Source organism: Robiginitalea biformata HTCC2501, from assembly GCF_000024125.1.
Classification (GTDB): Bacteria; Bacteroidota; Bacteroidia; order Flavobacteriales; family Flavobacteriaceae; genus Robiginitalea; species Robiginitalea biformata.
In genome coordinates this window covers 2,913,670-2,932,034 of sequence record NC_013222.1, presented here as the reverse complement: position 1 = coordinate 2,932,034, position 18,365 = coordinate 2,913,670, and the positions used below count along the sequence as shown (strand labels likewise).

Genomic DNA, 18,365 nt, shown 5'->3' with positions numbered 1-18,365 from the left:
GGGGATTTCTTAAAGGTGTGTTAAGAAGGCCCGCTAGAAACAGCCTCCATAGGGATCTGCCTTATATTTAACTCGTTTCCCTACCGATTCGCTATTTTATATCTGAACTCAATGAAGAATATTATCAGGCTCGTGCTCTTAATGGGTATCGTCGGGTTAAATGCCCCTGCAAAAGCCCAATACGCAGTTGAACCGGTTGAAGGATTTACGCCCCAAATCGGGATAGTGGTGGACATGTTGGAGGAAATCAAAGACCGGATTGAAGCCGATGTCCGGGACCTGAGCCTGGCTGAAACTGATTTTAGGTTCGATGATCGGGCCAACAGCATCGGCGCCCTGATTATGCACCTGGCGGCTACCGAGGCCTATTACCAGATCGAGACCCTGGAAGGGAATGCCTGGTCTGCAGAAGACATGGCCTTTTGGGGGGCAGCCTCGGACCTTGGGGAGGCGTCGCGGGAAACCTTCACCGGCAAACCGATTGCCCATTACCTGGATATCTGGGATACCGTACGGGAGAAAACCCTGGGAGGCCTCAAATCCCGGGACGATGCCTGGCTGGCGTCTGAAATTGAGGAAGGAGTCAACAACCATTGGGTATGGTTTCATGTCCTCGAACACGCGTCAGCACACATGGGGCAGATTGCACTGGTTAAACAACGATTCCCCGATTAAGCGTCGTAAAAGGACTCAGTCGTAAAAGGACTCAGGTAATCTTCCCCTTGAAGGTTTTTTCTTCCGGCTCTTTCGGCTCTTTTGTTTTTCTCCGGGGCTTCTGCAAAACCAGGAACTGGATGCCCAGGGCAAGCACAATCAGGACAATCAATTCTACCTGCATCAGGAGCTTGCTGGACCGGATGGCCCGGGAACCGATCAGGAGTTGGCGTTTCCCCTCGCTGAGCTGGATGTCCGAAAGCGTCCGGGCCTGCCCCTTCAGAACTTCCAGCCTCGTGGACAGTTCGTCCCGGTCCGGATGCGTTGCGGGGTTCGCCATTTCGGCCTCCGCAGCCTGCAGCTGCTCGATTTGTTCCCCGAAGTCGGTTAGCGTCCGCTCTTCGTTCTCGGTTAACCGGGTTTCCCGGAACAACCGCAACAACTGCCCGATCTGGGCATCGACCACCGCGTTGCGCCGCTGGAAGAAGGCGGTATCCGAGGTGGCCAGGGCCATGCGTTTTTCGTCCAGGAGGTCTGCGATTTTGAAAATCAGGTCCTTCACCACCAACCGGTCTTCATAGATAGTGATGATGGAATCTTCCACCTTGTCAAAATTCGCCTGGTCGATGCGGTAGGTGGCCAGGATGACAAAGAATACGAGCAACAGGCCCGCAAAAAATCTGATTTTATCTTTCTTCATAAGCCCCGGGGTTGGTATCCTGATAAGGCAGTATGCCTCTCCGTAATGTAAGGGATTTGGGCACCTTATCAAAACAGGCTGCCTGGGCTGCCCTTCCCCAATTATTTCCCAATTCCGTGAAAAATACCGGAATATAACAGTACCTTCGCGCCCTTAATCCGAGGTTCCGGTGTTTGAAAACTCAGGGGATCTCACCGATACATCCCTATGACATTTGAACAACTCGAACTAGCAGAGCCCATTCTCCGGGCCCTGAAAAAAGAAAATTATTCCCGCCCCACCGATATCCAGGCCCAGGCAATCCCCCACGTCCTCAACCGGCGTGACGTAATGGGAAGCGCCCAGACCGGGACCGGAAAAACGGCGGCCTTTGCCATCCCCATCCTGCAGCATCTGGAACGCGACCGACGTTACGGCGGTAAACGCGGCGTAGTCAATGCGCTGATCGTCACGCCCACCCGGGAACTCGCCATCCAGATCGGGGAAAGCCTTACGGCTTACGGCCATTATACCGGCATTCGCAACACCGTCATCTTTGGCGGGGTGAAACAGGGCAAACAGGTAGAAGCCCTCCGCAGGGGGGTCGATATACTGGTGGCTACCCCGGGACGTCTGCTGGACCTGATGGACCAGGGGATCATTTCCCTGAGCAAGGTGGAGTACTTTGTGCTGGACGAAGCGGACCGCATGCTGGACATGGGCTTTATCCACGATATCCGGAAGATCATCGCCCGACTGCCCGCGGAACGGCAATCCCTGTTTTTTTCCGCAACCATGCCGGATGACATCGTTTCCCTTTCCCGGAAAATCCTGAGCGACCCGGTGAAGGTAGCCGTTAGCCCGGTTTCCTCAACGGCGGAAACCATCCGCCAATACCTCTACTATACCAATAAATCCGACAAGAACGATTTGCTGCTGCATATCCTAAAGGACCCGGACATGGACCAGGTACTGCTATTCGCCCGGACCAAGCACGGGGCGGACCGCATCGTAAAAAACCTGGGCAAGAAGAAAATTTCAGCCGCGGCCATCCACGGGAACAAATCCCAGAACCAGCGCCAGAAAGCGCTTGGCCAGTTCAAGGACGGGAAGGTCCGCGTATTGGTGGCTACGGATATTGCCGCCCGGGGCATCGACATCGACCAGCTGCGCTATGTGGTGAATTTCGACATCCCGAATGTGGCAGAGACCTACGTCCACCGAATTGGGCGCTCCGGGCGCGCCGGGGAGGAAGGGGTCTCCATCTCCCTCTGCGAACCGGAGGAAAACGCCTATATCCGCGATATTGAAAAACTGATCGACCTGAAAATCGAACGGGTGGAGGACCACCCATTCCCGCAGACGGAGCGCCCGATGACGGCTGCCGAGAAGCAGGAATTCGAAAAGGAGAAGCAGCGTCGCAAGCAGGAGTATTTCGCCTCCCGGAAGAGGGGCGGCGGAGGACAGGGGCGCCAAAACCGGGGCCGCAGGCGCTAGATGCAAGTATTCCTGGGGGGAATTACCCGCGGGCGGACGGGTATCCTGCAGGATGCGGGTATACGGAACCGGCACCGGGTACCGGGCTTTTCACTACCTTTAATGAAACCCGGGTAACGGCCCGCAACCCCGATTTCGTTGAGACATCTCCTTCTGTGCTTTTTCTTGATTTCATTCGGTCTTAATGGCCAGCAGGACACCACGCATGTATTGTTCGTGGGCAACAGCCTGACCTATTACCACGATATGCCCGGGATGCTCCAGGCCATGCTTTCGGAAAAAGGACACCCGGTGCGCATCCATCAGAGCACGGTGCCGGGCATGTCGCTCAGGGGGCATTTTACCCAAATGATTACCGCACTGACGGATTCGACGGCCTTTACCCGCGGGAAAATGGCCGGAGAACTAACGGGCACGGAAAACAAATTGCTGGAGCGCAACTGGAACGTCGTCATCCTGCAAACCGGTACCGTGGAGGCGCTGATTCCTGAATCGCGCAACCTCTCGGTTTCCCCGGCCATCGCCAGGACGAAATCCTACCTGGGAGGCCCCGCGCGCATCATCCTGTTCAATACATGGGCTTCCGATACCACCTATCCCTTGCAATTTTGTCAACCGGGCGCCATAATCCACCCGTCCCTGCGCAGCAGGCCGTATTGTTCGGAGACCCTGGACAACCTGGCGCGGCATACCGGGGCCATCAATTCGGGATACGCCAAACTGGCTGCAGACAATGGCGTTGAAAAGTCCAATCACGGGGACCTGTTCCTGGAAATGCGCAACCTGCATGCGGAGGTTGGATTATTCGACGACGCCTTCCACCCGAGCCCGGCAGGCTCCTTTTTGAACGCTTGTGAGTTCTATTTCCTATTGACGGGGGAAAAAGCTGCCGACCTGGATTTTAACGGGCCGGTGCCCTCCCCGAAAGCCGCACTTCTTAAGCAGGTGGTGGACCGCTACCACGAGGATGGGAACCGTATCAGGAAAAATCCCAATTAACATGGATTTCACAAATAGGAATACTGATAATCAGTACCTTGAAGATTGAATCAATTCCCAACAGCATGCCATTCACGCCTTCCCGCCGCACCTTCCTGAATTCCTCCGTTTTTGGCCTGCTGGCCGTTAGCCTCCCGAACATTCAATATGCGAACGCCGCAATTTACCGGCAGCCTACAGGCCTTCCGACGCCAGACATCCCGGAGAACTTTCCTTCCCTGCCTGACGAGTCGGTTCGCTCTGTAGTAGGCGCCAGCCATTCGAACCTGGATCGCGTCCGGGAATTGGTGGAACCTCGGCCCGAATTGGCCAGGGCCTGCTGGGACTGGGCTTTCGGAGATTTTGAAACTGCCCTGGGAGCTGCTTCCCACGTGGGCCGCCGGGATATCGCCGCCTACCTGATGGGGAAGGGTGCCCGCCCCAATATCTTCACCTACGCTATGCTCGGGGCTCTGGAAGCGGTGCGCGCAATGATCGAAGCAACCCCGGGGATTCAGAGGGTTTATGGCCCCCACGGCATCTCCCTGCTTTCCCATGCCAAAGCAGGCATGCGGGAGGTTGAAGGCGTACCGGTGGATACTACCCGGCAACAGCGCTTAATCGACTACCTGGAAGCATTGGGGGATGCCGACCCCGGCTGGCCGGATGCGCCTATGGGCGAAGCAGAAAAGGAGAAATACCTGGGGGACTACAAATACGGCCCCGGGGAGGCCGACGGTTTCAGCGTCCGCCTGAACATGCGTAAAATGCTTTCACTGGGGCGTTTGGGTGCGTTTGGCGGGGGCTTGTACTACCGCGGGAACCACGCTTTCGTCTACAATGGCACCCCTTCGGTAACTGTAACCTTCCAGCTGGAGGGCGAATCCGTGGGCAGCCTCACGGTGGAAGAGCCCGGTTTGCGGCTCGTCGCCAACCGGATCTGATATGCGCATAGCCCCTAGGTTCAGGAGAAAATAACCGTAACCTTTTACCCTGCCAGCCAGTCCTATCCGGGAGAACGATTATCTTAGTATCAACTGAAAATTCCCGATCCCATGCGCTATTTGTACGTCCTGACCATCCTGTTTTTCTTTATTTCCTGTGCCTCGGAAACCGGGGACGATCGGGCAGCTGAAATCCATACGGTCGAAAACGGTCTGCTCCCCGGGATCCTCGTGGAAGGGGAATCCATCCCCCGTTATTCTATGGAAGAACGGATGGAAAAATACAACGTCCCCGGGGCAGGTATTGCCGTGGTATCAGATGGAAAACTCCGCTGGGCCCGGGCCTATGGTGTGGCCAATACCCAGACGGGGCAGCCCGTGGATACGGCAACCTTATTTCAGGCAGGGTCGATCAGCAAGCCCATAGCTGCCCTGGCCGCCCTGCAACTCTGGGAGGAAGGCAAGGTGGACCTCGATGCGGATGTCAACACCTATCTCAAGGATTGGAAAGTACCGCAGTCTGCCTACACGGACAGTGCCCGGGTCACCCTGAGGCTCCTGCTCACCCACTCAGCCGGGATGACCGTCCATGGGTTCCCCGGCTACAAACAAACAGACCGTTTTCCGGATATCGTGACAGTGCTGGAGGGACGCGGCAACACGGACCCGATAGTTGTGGATACGGTGCCCGGCAGCCTCTGGAGATACTCGGGCGGCGGGTATACCGTCATGGAAAAGGTCGTTGAAGACGTAAGCGGGATGCCTTTGGAAACGTATATGGATAAAAACATCCTCCCGCAACTCGGGATGCATCATAGCACCTACCAACAACCCTTGGGCTCCCCGTTCACCGACAATGCGAGTGCCGCCTATGACCGTGATGGCGAACTTATCGATGGGCTTTGGAACAACTACCCGGAACAGGCAGCCGCAGGCCTCTGGACCACCCCGTCCGACCTGGCGGCCTATTGTATTGCCATCCAGGAGATCCTTTCGGGTGAACGAAATGGCCCCATTTCGCAGCAAACGGCGCAGGCAATGCTTACCAAACACCTCGGGGACTGGGGACTCGGGCCGGCCCTGCAGAAGGAGGGAGATTCCCTGCTCTTTGGCCACGGGGGTAAAAATGCGGGCTTTACGAATAATATGCTGGCAACTGCCCATCAGGGCCGGGCGGTAATTGTGATGACCAATGCGGACCAGGGGGGCAACCTGATGGGGGAGGCCATCCGCGCGGTATCCGACTATTACGGCTGGGGCTTCAGCAAACCGAGAACGGTCCAACTCATCGAGATGGCGGCAGATTCCCTGGCCGTATTAGCGGGGAATTATGTCCTGGATTTTCCGGTTCCCGGAATTGGGGAATACCGGATTTTCGTGGAGCCCCGGGACGGAAACTTATTCGTTAAAGACCCCAATAACGGGGAGGAGAACCTGTTGAGCCCCATGGATTCCCTGAAATTCGTCGATGTGGAAAAAGGGGAAAACGTCCGGTTTTCAGTAGTTGGCGATACCCTGGAGATGACCTGGAACGGCCGCTACCGGTTCCTGCGTATGGGGCAGCATCCCTAAGCAATTCGGTTAGAGCGCCTCCCCCCGGTAATATTCCAGTACCCGCACCCTGAGCAGGTATTCGTATTGCGCATTGGCAAGGGCCACGCGTGCATTGTCCAGGTTGTTTTTACTCACGATGTATTCCGTACTGTTCGAAACCCCGTTGTTAAAGCGGATTTCGTTGATGCGGAAGGACTCCTCATAGGCAGTCACCTGCTCCTCGAGCACCCGAACCCGTTCCAATGCGGTTTCCATATCCGCATGGGCTCCCCGGATGGCCTGCCGGAATCGCAGTTCTGCCTGCGAGAGTTCGACCTCCGCCCGGCTGCGTTCAATCTTCTGTTGTTTGAGGTTGTTATGCGCCTGCAAGCCATTAAATAGCGGGATGCGCGCGCTTACCCCGTAAAAGGTGTTCAGGTTGTTGTCTAACTGGTCCTGAAACTCGATCCGATCTGCCTGGAAAATCGAATTTTCGCTTTGTACAGGATAGTTTTGTCCGCCAACCGTAACAAAATCGCCCGTATCGACAACCTCGGTCCCGGTTTGGGTAAACATATTGGCAAGGCTGGAATAATTGGACCGCAGCCCTGCAAAAAACGAAATTTCCGGCGTGAACTGCCCCCGGGCGGAGGCAACCCCTTTCCGTGCTGCCTCCAGGCGCAGGCGGCGTGCCTCGATGGCATCCAGTTTCGCCAGGGCCTGGCCGTACACCTCCTCGGCCGACAGCGCATAGGGCTCAAAATCCATCAGGATGCCGAGCCGGGCCGGGTCGATGGGGGAAGGTGCGTTGATCAGTCGTTCCAGCTCCAGCACAGCAGCCGTAAGGGCGTTGCGGGCCTGGGCCAGGGTGGCCCGGTCAGAGGCATACTGACCCTGCAGGTCGCGGAAGGCAGCCGGGTTCCCTGTTTCCTGGTCAAAGAGGGTTTTCAACCGGTCTACCTGTACCTGGGTAGAGCCAATACGGCCTTCGGTTAGGCGGACGAGTTCCCGGGCATTCACGGCCTGGAGAAACGCCAGGGTAACATCCAGGGAGAGCGCCTGCCGGGCCGCCTCGTATTCCAGGTCGGCCGCTTTCAGGTTCAACCGTTGCCGGCGCATCGCGTTGTACTGGCTAAATCCATTGAACACCAGGGCGTTCAGGTTCAGGCCAATGTTCGAAAAGGTCAGCTTCTCATTGATATAGTCGTTTGTAAACGGGTCGATGCTTCGCCCCTCGTTAATCCCGAGGTCGAAACTGCTGTTGATCCCGGGCATCATATCCCCGGCTGCCAGGCGGAAGTTGACGCGGGCGGTTTCTGCATCCAAACGGCTGCCCTCCAGGCCGGGGTTGTTCTCTAGCGCCATGGCGATGCAGTCTTCCAGGGTAATCACCGCAGACTCCTGGGCAGAAACCCGGGATTCGGCAATAAGCAAGAAAATAACAGGCAGAATGCTTAAGCGTACATGTATCATAATTCGGGATTATCGGTCCAGCTTCCATCGAGCAGGTGCAGGATGCGGCTGCCGTAGGAGGCGTTGAATTCGGAATGGGTGGCCTGGAGGATGGTGGTACCGTCCTGGTTGAGTTCCCGGAACAGGTCCATGATTTCCTTGCTCTGGCGGGAATTCAGGTTGCCGGTCGGTTCGTCCGCGAGCAACAGTTTCGGTTTTGAGATCAGGGCCCTGGCCACACCGACGAGCTGCTGCTGGCCCCCGCTGAGCTGGCTGGGGAACAGGTCTTTTTTACCCACTATGTTGAAGCGGTCGAGGATGTCGCCAACCAGCGCTTTCCGCTCAGGGGACGGTACCTTTTGATACAGAAGCGGGGTCTCGATGTTCTCGTAAACCGTCAGCTCGTCGATCAGGTGGTAGGCCTGGAAGACAAAACTTATGTGGTCCTTCTGCAAGCGGGCCCGCTGCTTGTCCCGCATCTCGTGTACTGCCTGGCCCTGGAAGTAATAGGCACCCTCATCGAAATTGTCGAGCAACCCGATGACATTGAGCAGGGTGGATTTCCCCGAGCCGGATGGCCCCATAACCGAAAGGAATTCCCCTTCAGCTACTTCCAGGTTCAGGTGTTTGAGCAAGTAGATCCGGTTTCCCGCCTGCTGGACCCACTTATAGATATTTTCGAGTTGTAGCAACATGTTGGAGTGTATACTTAGGGCCTGACGCTTCGCTTCAGGGCATTTTTTATTCAGTGCGCAAACTTTTTACGGGATTTGCCAGGGCCGCACGGACGGCTTTGAATGCCACGGTGAGCAGGGCAATCCCCAGGGCCGCCCCGCCGGTTGCGAGAAAGATCCAGGCCCCAATGGGGACGCGATACGCAAAGTCTTCCAGCCAGGAATGCATTGCCCACCAGGCAACCGGGCTGCCGATAACAAATGCGATCAGTACGAGTTTGAGGAAATCGCGGGAGAGCAACCCCAGGATATTCCCGAGGGATGCGCCCAGCACTTTGCGGATACCGATTTCCCGGGTCCGCTGCTCCGCCACGTAAGTGACCAGCCCAAACAGGCCCAGGCATGCAATCAGGATGGCCAGTACGGCAAAGCTCAGGGCTACCTGTCCCATTCGCTGCTCCTGTCGGTACATCTGGTCAAAAGATTCGTCAAGGAAGGTGTAGGTGAACGGCATGCCGGGGGCCACTTCCCGGTACCTCGCTTCGATTTGCGCCAGGGTTGATTCCAGGCCCTGCGGATCGACACGGAAGGCAGTTACCCAATCGTTCCTGCCAAGGCGGATAGCCAGGGGGCCGACATTCTGCCGCAGCGATTCGAAATTGAAATCCCGGACTACGCCGATTATTGTAAATATCAAAGGCTCCGACATATCCGGGGATTGTGTATAGAGTTGTTCCCCCACCGGGTTATCCACACCAAGGATTTTAGCTGCCCGCTCGTTGATGATCAGCGCCGTGGAATCCGTCCCGAATTCACGCGAGAAATTCCGGCCCTGGAGCAGCTCCATCCCCAGGGTGGGGATGTAGTCAAAATCCGACCGCCAAATCTGCATATTGAAAACGTTGTCCTCCGTCATCACCGGATCCATGGAGAAGGTGGTGTCCCCCCGGGAAGAATTGGCCACAGGCAGGTATCCCCCGAAAGTGGCAGCATGCACCCCGGCGAGTTCAGCCGCCTCGTTTTTGAAAGTCTCCCGGCTGGATCCGGGAATCCCGTCCGTTTCCACGACCACCACCTGTTCTTTGTCAAAGCCGATTCGCATATTTCGGATAAATTCCAGCTGGTTATAGATTACCAATGTTCCGATTATCAGGATGATGGAAACCGCAAACTGGAAGACTACCAGGGCATTCCGGAACCGGGATTCTGCGTTTCCGGTTGCCCCACCGCCTTTTAATACGCGCACCGGGTTGAAAGCCGCCAGGAAAAATGCAGGATACAGCCCGGCCAGGATACCCACCACAAATGGCAAAAGGAGCAAGAAAAGCAGGTATCCGGGGCGCCACAGGTCGGAAATTACCAGGGATTTACCGGACAGGTCGTTGAACCAGGGCATTGCCAGGGCGCAGAGGCCCAGGGCCAGTGCCAGCGCGAGGGCGGCCAGCAGCGTGGATTCCGTGAGGAACTGGCCCACCAGGGCGGGTTTGCGGGAGCCGAGTGTTTTGCGGATTCCGACTTCCCGGGCCCGACCTGCAGATCGCGCCGTGGAGAGGTTCATAAAATTTACGCAGGCGATGACCAGCACAAACAGGGCAGCCAAGCCAAAGATATAGACGTTCTGGATGTTGCCATTCGGCTCCAATTCGAAACTCCGGTCAGATTGCAGATGGATGTCCGTAAGCGGCATCAGGGAATACTCAATCCGGTTCCCGCTTTGGCGGAAAGATTCCAGGTCCGTATCCATAAAGTCCCTTAGAAGCGGGGAGAGGTATTCCACAATGATTTGTTCAAATTTCTCCGGAAAGTCTGCCGGGTCGGCCCCTTCGGCCAGCAGCAGGTAAGTATGAAAATTGTGGCTCCCGTAATTCCCCCAATTGTAGGAGACGTTCTGCATGGAAAAGAAAAAGTCAAAATGGAAATGAGATTGTTCAGGAATATCCTCGAATACGGCCGTAACCTGGTAATTTCCATCGCCCGGGTCATTGGTTTCCAGCACCTGGCCCACGGCTGCCTGGGGACTCCCGAAATACCGACTGGCGGCAGATTCGGAGATCACCACGGTGTTCGGCGCATTCAGGGCATGGGACCCCTGTCCGGCTATTACCGGGAGGGTAAACAAATCAAACAGCGTTGAATCTGCATGGGCCACCTGTTCCTCCTGGATGAACTCCGAACCCCTGCGGATGAGCTTGGCCCCCGTATTGTTGTAGATTCGAACGTACTCCAACACCTGGGGAAATTCCGCTTTGAGGGTTTCGCCCATCGGATCGGATGTGACGGACAGGCTCAGGTCCGTGCCCCCCATCCGGATATCGGAATCCACGCGGTAAATGCGGTCGGCAAATTCGTGGTGGCGATCGTATCTCAGTTCGTCCGAGACATAGAGTGCGATCAGCACAAAACAGGCCAGTCCCAGGGACAACCCGAAAATATTGATAAAGGAAAACACCTGGTTTTTTTTCAGGTTCCTCCAGGCGATTTTTAGATAGTTGCGGATCATGGCTGCTCGGTTTCTTGATGAGGATTTATTCGGTGCGAAGGCTTTTGACCGGGTTTTGCGTGGCCGCCCGGACCGCCTGGAAACTCACGGTGATTACGGTGATGGTCAGGGCCCCCAGGCCGGCGGCTGCAAAGATGAACCAGGTGATGGTCGTCCGGTAGGTGAACTTCTGAATCCAGCCGTCCATCATCCACCAGGCAATTGGGAAAGCCACCAGGCAGGCGATCAGTACGAGTTGCAGGAAGTCCTTGGAGAGCAGCATCCAGATATTGCTAACACGGGCTCCGAGGACCTTCCGCACCCCGATTTCCTTGGTGCGCCGCTCTGCGACAAAGGCGGTCAACCCAAAGAGGCCCAGGCAGCTGATCAGGATGGCCAGGATGGTGAATACCAGGGCCAGGTCGGCAACGCGTTCCTCGGAAGCAAATTTCTGTGCATACCGCTCATCCACGAAGTCGTACTGGAAGGGCAGGTTCGGGAACTGGCGTTTGAATACCGCCTCCACGGTGGCCAGGTTTTCCGTAACGCTTCGCTCGGGGTTTAACCTCAGGTTGTAATAGCTGATGTTTTCGTATCGGTCAAATACGAACATCGTCTGCTTCACCGGTTCGTAGGGGGATTGCATGATCATGTCTTCTACTACGCCGACCACGGTCAGGGGCGGGTCCGGGTCTTCGTCATCGTCGTCCCGGATGAGCATGCCGATGGGATCCTGTACCCCCATATATTCCACGGCCGTCTCGTTGAGGAGTACCCCCAGGGAATCCGTGGCGAAATCCCTGGACAGGTCCCGTCCCCGGGTTATTTTCAGTCCCATGCTGGAAGCGTACTCTGGCGTAATGGCTACCCAGGCAAAATCTTCCTGGAAACCGGGGTCCTTGCCTTCCCAGGTAAACCCGGATCGGTTGGACCACACCGAAGTGGTCGGGCTGCTGGATGCAGACATTTCCACCACGGCACCCGAGGTTTTGAATTCGTTCCGCATCAGGTCGTATTTTCCGGAGAAGTCCTGGCTCATCACAGGAATCTGGATGAGCCCGCTGGTATTGTAGCCCATGGGGCGGTTCTTGGCATGGTGTATTTGCTTCATGATTACCAGGGTACCGATAATCAGGGCCACCGAAATGGTAAACTGGGTAACGACCAGGATTTTTCGCGGCAGGGCGGAAAAGCGACCGGCGCGGAAGGTCCCCTTGAGGACTTTAACCGGTTGGAAGGATGACAGGTAGAGTGCCGGATAACTTCCGGCCAATAGGGCAGTCAGGATAATGAAGGCCAGGGAGGATGTCCAGAACAGGCTATTCCCCCAGGGAAAACTGATTTCCTTGGCGGTGAGCTGGTTAAATCCGCCCAGGGAGATCAGCACGATCGCCACGGCCAGCACAAAAGCGATGGCCGAGGTCAGCAGGGATTCCCCCAGGAATTGCCGGATGATCTGCCCGCGGGAGGAACCGATGGATTTGCGGATGCCTACCTCCCTTGCCCGTTTTTCGGAACGGGCCGTGCTGAGGTTCATGAAATTGATACAGGCCAGGATCAGTACAAATAGGCCGATCCAGGCAAAGAGCCAGACGTATTCGATGCGTCCGCCGCTCTGCACCCCGTTCTCGAACTGTCCGCGCAAGTACCAATCGGTCATGGGCAGCAGCATGAGTTGCGGATTGAAGGTGCGTCCCTCGTCGGTTACCCGGTCGTATTTTGCATTGCGGATGCCTTCTGAAGCGTCGGCCATGTCGATCCCCTCTTTCAATTGCACAAAGAGCTGGAAGGAGTTATTGCCCCAGGAATCCATGGCATTGCGGATCCATGCCTGGCTTTCTGCATAGAATTTCCAGGGGATCAGGTAGTCCATGTCGCCGAAGTTGGTGTTGTTCGGGATATCCCGGTACACCGCGGTCACCTGCATGTCGTGTTCGCTGTTCAGGCGCAGGATTTGGCCCACAGGATCCTGGTCCCCGAACAATGCCGTAGCCGCGGACTCGGAAAGCATAATGGAGCTCGGTTCCTTCAGCCCGGCCGGATCACCTTGCAGAATTTCCAGGGAGAGCATGTCCACGGCCCCTTCCTGCATAGCATTGCCCTCCCGGCTGATTTTCTTGTCGCCTACCTCCAGGTAATACGGGATTTGCCAGGAGGACATGACGATATGCTCAAAGTACTGGTTGTAACTTTCCCGGATGGCAAATTCCAGCGGCCGGGGGATGGCAGAGCCGGTTCCCTGCTTCCCGTTGAAGGTCTGGGTCTGGTAGAACTGCGCAATCCGGTCCCGGTTCGGGAAATGCGAATTGTAATCCAGTTCGTCCGTAACCCACAACCCGATCAGCAGGGTGACGGCCATGCCGGCAGCTAACCCAATAATGTTGATCCCGGAATACACCTTGTTCTTCCAGAGATTCCGCCAGGCGATTTTGAAATAGTTACGCAACATACATGTCGTTTTTTGATGGTGCCTCCCAACTTGGAAGGTCTTGATGAATAAACTCCGAGAATTGCTTTTTTACCGGTAGCTGCCCGCTGGGTAAGCTGGCCTTCCCGACCCGGTTGGATCAATAGGTTGCCAGTACATTTTCGGTCACCTTCTGCCCGTCCAGCATCCGGATAATCCGGTGGCTGTACTTGGCGTCGTGCTCGCTGTGGGTGACCATGATAATGGTGGTGCCTTGCTCGTTGAGCTCCGTGAGCAGGTCCATCACCTCGTTCCCGTTGGAACTGTCCAGGTTCCCGGTGGGCTCATCCGCAAGGATGAGCTTCGGGTTGTTCACCACGGCCCGGGCCACGGCCACGCGCTGCTGCTGCCCGCCTGAGAGCTGCTGGGGGAAATGGCGCCGACGATGCATGATCTGCATCTTTTCCAGCACCTGTTCCACGCGCGCTTTCCGGTCGGCGGCCTTCACTCCCGTATAGATCAGCGGCAGTTCCACGTTTTCAAAGACGGTAAGTTCGTCGATCAGGTTAAAACTCTGGAAGACGAAGCCGATATTGTGTTTGCGCAGGTTGGCCCGTTTGCGTTCGTTAAACCCGGATACCTCAATCCCGTTGAACTGGAAGCTCCCCCCGTCCGGGTCGTCCAGCAGGCCCAGGATGTTCAGCAGGGTAGACTTGCCACAGCCCGAGGGGCCCATGACGGCTACGAATTCGCCTTCCTTCACCTCAAACGACAGTCTGTTCAGGGCGATGGTCCGTACCTCCTCGGTACTGTAAAATTTCTCTAATTCTTCAACTTTGATCATGGTGGTAGTATATTATTTCGTTCTAATCGTATTTCAGCTCGCCCGTCTCAGTCCTCGAGGACCAGTTCCTGGATGTCGCCATAGTTGTCGTAACTGCTCGTGACCACCCGGTCGCCCGGCTGGAGCCCGCTCAGCACTTCGTAATATTCCGTATTCTGGGATCCCAGGGTGATATCCGTGCGGTAGGCGGTCCCGCCCCCCTCGCTCACCTTGAATATCCAGTTGCCCCCGGTTTTCTGGAAAAACCCGCCTTTGGGAATCAACAGGGCCTCCTTCTCCTCGCTAAGTGCCAGGCGGATCTGCAGGGACTGCCCGCGGCGGATCCCTTCCGGCGCCTCCCCGGCAAACTCCATATCCACCTGGAAGCGCCCGTTGGTTACCTGGGTGTATACCTTCTTGATTTCCAGCACATGGCGCTCCCCGTTAAATGAGAAACTCCCGCGTTGGCCCGTGTAGATCCGGGATATATAGTGCTCGTCGATATCCGCGCGTACCTTGAACCCGCTCAATACGTCGATTTGTCCGAGGCGCTCCCCTTTGACCTTGGATTGCCCGATTTCCGCATCCAGGGAGGTCAGCTGCCCGTCAATAGGGGCCCGGACCACCAGGTCTGCCACCTTGCGCCGCATGAGCTCCAGGGCGTTTTGGGTGCGCGCATAGGAATTGGCTATTTGCCGTTCCTCCTGGCTGACGGAAAGGGAATCCTGCCGGAGGATTTCCTCCGCCAGTTCCATCCGCTCCTTCTGGTATTTGTAATCGTTTTCGGCGATGATGAGCTCCTGCCGTCCGATGGCGTCTTTTTCATACAGCCTCTTATTGAGCTCGTAAAGCCGGCGCGCCTCAATCAGGCTGTTTTCCACATCGGTATACTGGTTGAGCCTGTTGATGGTATTCTGCCTGGCGGCGTTTTGTGAAATCTGCATTTGGGTGAGCAGGTTATATACCTGGGTTTCCTGGTTGACCAGGCTGAGTTCCAGGTCGGTGTTCGAGAGCCGAAGGATGGGCTCGCCCTGCTGCATCATCGCCCCGTCTTCCACGAATTTCTCTTCCACCCGGCCGCCTTCCAATGCGTCCAGGTAGATGGTCGTGATGGGCAGGACCACCCCGTTCACCGGGATGTTTTCCTGAAAGGCGCCGCGCTGGACCGTACTGATGGAAATCCGTTCGGTCTGCACGTTGAGCTTGGCGCCGCCGCTGGTGGCGATAACCACGTAGGTAATCAGGGCGATCAGCAGAATGCCACCGGCGATATAGGCGATTTTCCGGGAGTCGAATCGTTTCTTTTCAATTGGGATGTCCATAGTGGTTTTAGCTATTCTATGAATTTCATGTGCAAAAGCATGCCAAATCCATAAGGCGCTATAAATCAAGTGGATGTTTAGATTGTGCGCGGGTGGAGTGTCCGGTTTTGATACACCGGGTGTCCGGTGCCGTAACACCGGGTGCGCTACCCGAAATTTAGCGGCCCCTGCCACAGGCTGAGCAATTGAAAATTGTAATATTGTAGTATGTCGCTCAAGAACGCACATATTCTGGTCATCGACGACGATGAAGACGTCCTGATTGCGCTCCGGTTGTTGCTGAAATCGAAGGTGGCCCGGGTGGTAACCGCCCGGAACCCAAACCAGATAGACCACCTGATGTCCGGCCAATCCTTCGATGTCGTGATCCTGGATATGAATTTTAACGGCCTGGTCCATACGGGGAACGAAGGGCTTTACTGGCTCGGGAAGGTGCGGGAAAAGGACCCCGGGGCCTCGGTAATCCTCATTACGGCCTATGGGGATATCGACCTGGCCATCCGGTCTTTGAAAAAAGGGGCCTCGGATTTCCTGGTCAAACCCTGGCAGAACGAGAAACTGCTGGAGGCCGTACGGGAGGCAGCGGGCAAGAAGGGGAGGAAGGCGAAGCCGCCCAGGGCAGGGGGCAATACACAGATTGTGGGGCAGAGCGCCCCGATGGAGGATGTGTTTACGAAAGTGGGGAAGGTAGCGCCCACCGATGCAAATATTCTGATCCTGGGGGAAAACGGAACCGGAAAAGACCTGGTGGCCCGGGCCATTCACGAAAATTCAATGCGCCGGAAAGGGCCGTTTGTCAAGGTGGATGTAGGGGCCCTGACCGATTCCCTGTTCGAAAGCGAGCTCTTCGGGTATCGGAAAGGCGCCTTTACCGATGCGCGGGAAGATCGCCCGGGTCGATTTGAGGCCGCCCAGGGTGGGACGCTGTTCCTGGACGAAATCGGGAATATCAGCCTGCGGCAACAAGCCCGCCTGCTGACGGTCCTGCAGAACCGGCAGGTAACTCCTTTGGGAAGCAACGAACCGATTCCCGTCGATATCCGCCTGGTATGCGCCACCAACAAGGGCCTGGAGGAACTGGCGGATGAAGCCACCTTCCGCCGCGACCTGATCTACCGGATCAACACGGTGGATATCCTGATCCCTCCCCTGCGGGAACGCGGGGGAGACCGCCGGTTGCTCGCCCGCCATTTTGCGGACGCGTATGCCGAGAAATACGGTAAAGGACCGTTTCGCTTCGAACCCGAATTCCTTCGAAAGCTGGACGCCCATACCTTCCCGGGAAATGTCCGGGAATTGCAGTACGCTCTGGAGCGTGCCGTGATTATGGCCGAGGGAGACGAATTGCGGGCGGAGGACCTGGTTTTTTCAGCCATGGAAAAAGAGGGCGGGGCCCGGGATGTCCCGAAAACCACCAACCTGGAAGCCCTGGAGAAGCAAACGATACTCAGCGTAATCGAGAAGAATAACGGAAATATTTCCAAATCGGCCCGGGAGCTGGGACTTACCCGCACCGCCCTGTATCGCAGACTCGAAAAGTATGACCTTTAGGAGCTATGCGGCATTCCTTCTGCTGCGGACATTCCTGCTCGCGGCATCCCTGGCCGTGTGCATATACGGGTGGCTGAAGCCGCATACCTACCTGGCCTTAGGGGGCGCCCTGGTATCCCTGTGGGCATTGAATTCCCTCTACCGGAGCGTTGTGCGCCGTTTCCGCGAAATGGACGATTTCTTTGAAGCGGTAAAATACCGGGATTTTTCCCGTTGGTTCAGCGAGAAACACGGCTCCCTCGAAATCCGGAAGTTGCACCGCGGCTTCAACCTGGTCAACAAGACCTTTAAGGATATCAACCAGGAACGGGAGGTGCAATTCCGCTACCTGCAGAAAATACTGGAGATGGTGGAAGTAGGTATCATCGCCTTCAACCTGGAGACTGGCCAGGTGCTTTGGGTAAACGAATATCTCCTGAGGCTCCTGGATATCCCATCGTTCAAACGGATTAGCTTTATCGCCAAACGGCTCCCGCAGGCCTACGAAGAATTGTTTGAAACCTACCACGCCACCACGGCTTCCGTTGAATTGCCAATCCGGCAGGACTCCGTCCGCGTGCTCATTGCCGATACGGTTTTCCAGGTGGGGGAGGACTCCTACAAACTCGTGGTGCTCCAAAATATCGAGGAGACCCTGAACCGGAACGAAAGCGATGCCTGGAAAAAGCTGCTGAGTGTGATGACCCATGAAATTATGAACAGCATTGCACCCATCAGCTCTTTGTCGGGAACGCTTCAGGACCATATACAGACGGCCATGGACGACCCGGAAAAACCTTTGGAACTGGAAGACCTCAGTGCGGGTATCCATAGTATCCAGAGACGCAGCGAGGGCCTGATGAAGTTTGCCAGGACCTACCGCAGCCTGCACAAGGTCACTCAATTGAACCGGACTACCATCGGCAGCGCGGAACTCTTTGAGAATATCCGCATCCTGCTGGAGCCGTCTTTGAAACAGCGGCAGGTAGACCTGATATTTTCCTCCCCCCAGCCGGACTTGCGCCTGGATATAGATACCTACCTGATCGAACAGGTGCTGATTAACCTGGTCATCAATGCCATGGATGCCTGCGAGAACCGGCCCGGCTCCTCGGTGCGGGTGGTGGCTCGTAAAAATGAACAGGGGCAGGGGACCATCCGTGTAATCGACAACGGAAAGGGCATTCCGGAGGAAATCCGGGAGACTGTCTTTGTGCCGTTCTTCAGTACCAAGGCCACGGGAAGCGGCATTGGACTGAGCCTCTGCAAACAGATTATGACGCTCCACCGCGGCAAAGTCCGCCTGCGGAGCCAGGTGGATACCGGGACGGAGATCCGGCTGATCTTCCCCTGAGCCGGCATTCGCCCCTTTTCTCCCCGCCTGTCGACGGGC

At 56.3% G+C, this 18,365-nt stretch carries 14 protein-coding genes; 7 read left to right on the top strand and 7 right to left on the bottom strand.

The annotated features are described in order from the left end of the window. The first annotated feature begins 111 nt into the window (after positions 1-111). Entirely contained in the window at positions 112-675 is a 564-nt protein-coding gene (locus RB2501_RS13015; RefSeq protein ID WP_015755312.1) for a mycothiol transferase, read from the top strand. Between the two features lie 31 nt (positions 676-706). Here the strand turns inward: RB2501_RS13015 and RB2501_RS13010 are convergent, their stop codons facing one another. Next, the gene (locus RB2501_RS13010) at positions 707-1,354 is read right to left on the bottom strand and encodes an MCP four helix bundle domain-containing protein (protein WP_015755311.1); all 648 of its coding nucleotides are present in this window, start codon (positions 1,352-1,354) and stop codon (positions 707-709) included. Between the two features lie 207 nt (positions 1,355-1,561). Between RB2501_RS13010 and RB2501_RS13005 the strand changes: the two genes are divergently transcribed. The 4 genes from RB2501_RS13005 (at position 1,562) to RB2501_RS12990 (ending at position 6,324) form a co-directional block, all read left to right on the top strand. Beyond that, positions 1,562-2,830, top strand: coding sequence for a DEAD/DEAH box helicase (locus tag RB2501_RS13005; protein WP_015755310.1), 1,269 nt, complete (start codon positions 1,562-1,564; stop codon positions 2,828-2,830). 138 nt (positions 2,831-2,968) lie between these two features. After that, entirely contained in the window at positions 2,969-3,829 is an 861-nt protein-coding gene (locus RB2501_RS13000) for a DUF4886 domain-containing protein (protein ID WP_148214377.1), read from the top strand. Between the two features lie 65 nt (positions 3,830-3,894). Then, positions 3,895-4,752: a hypothetical protein gene (locus tag RB2501_RS16335; RefSeq protein WP_202944099.1), complete on the top strand. Its 858-nt coding sequence runs from the start codon at positions 3,895-3,897 to the stop codon at positions 4,750-4,752. Positions 4,753-4,863: 111 nt separating this feature from the next. Continuing rightward, positions 4,864-6,324: a serine hydrolase domain-containing protein gene (locus tag RB2501_RS12990; RefSeq protein WP_015755307.1), complete on the top strand. Its 1,461-nt coding sequence runs from the start codon at positions 4,864-4,866 to the stop codon at positions 6,322-6,324. A gap of 9 nt (positions 6,325-6,333) precedes the next feature. Here the strand turns inward: RB2501_RS12990 and RB2501_RS12985 are convergent, their stop codons facing one another. The 6 genes from RB2501_RS12985 to RB2501_RS12960 form a co-directional block, all read right to left on the bottom strand. Continuing rightward, positions 6,334-7,758 carry a TolC family protein gene (locus RB2501_RS12985; RefSeq protein WP_148214376.1) on the bottom strand — a complete coding sequence of 475 codons (1,425 nt, stop codon included), beginning with the start codon at positions 7,756-7,758 and terminating at the stop codon, positions 6,334-6,336. After that, positions 7,755-8,432, bottom strand: a complete 678-nt coding sequence (locus tag RB2501_RS12980) for an ABC transporter ATP-binding protein (RefSeq protein ID WP_015755305.1) — start codon at positions 8,430-8,432, stop codon at positions 7,755-7,757. The genes RB2501_RS12985 and RB2501_RS12980 overlap by 4 nt, the downstream gene beginning before the upstream one ends. Positions 8,433-8,478: 46 nt before the next feature. Continuing rightward, the gene (locus tag RB2501_RS12975; protein WP_015755304.1) at positions 8,479-10,911 is read right to left on the bottom strand and encodes an ABC transporter permease; all 2,433 of its coding nucleotides are present in this window, start codon (positions 10,909-10,911) and stop codon (positions 8,479-8,481) included. Positions 10,912-10,936: 25 nt separating this feature from the next. Further along, complete coding sequence (locus tag RB2501_RS12970; RefSeq protein WP_015755303.1) at positions 10,937-13,339, bottom strand: ABC transporter permease; 2,403 nt, start codon at positions 13,337-13,339, stop codon at positions 10,937-10,939. A 118-nt stretch (positions 13,340-13,457) separates the two neighbouring features. Further along, positions 13,458-14,141 (bottom strand): ABC transporter ATP-binding protein, encoded by a 684-nt coding sequence (locus RB2501_RS12965; protein ID WP_015755302.1) that lies wholly within the window; start codon positions 14,139-14,141, stop codon positions 13,458-13,460. A 47-nt stretch (positions 14,142-14,188) separates the two neighbouring features. After that, positions 14,189-15,442, bottom strand: a complete 1,254-nt coding sequence (locus RB2501_RS12960; RefSeq protein ID WP_015755301.1) for an efflux RND transporter periplasmic adaptor subunit — start codon at positions 15,440-15,442, stop codon at positions 14,189-14,191. A gap of 207 nt (positions 15,443-15,649) precedes the next feature. Here RB2501_RS12960 and RB2501_RS12955 point away from each other — a divergent pair, with 207 nt between their 5' ends. Continuing rightward, a complete protein-coding gene (locus RB2501_RS12955; RefSeq protein WP_015755300.1) occupies positions 15,650-16,993 on the top strand; it encodes a sigma-54-dependent transcriptional regulator in 1,344 nt (447 codons plus the stop codon). After that, positions 16,983-18,326 carry a sensor histidine kinase gene (locus RB2501_RS12950; protein ID WP_015755299.1) on the top strand — a complete coding sequence of 448 codons (1,344 nt, stop codon included), beginning with the start codon at positions 16,983-16,985 and terminating at the stop codon, positions 18,324-18,326. The genes RB2501_RS12955 and RB2501_RS12950 overlap by 11 nt, the downstream gene beginning before the upstream one ends. Positions 18,327-18,365 lie beyond the last annotated feature (39 nt).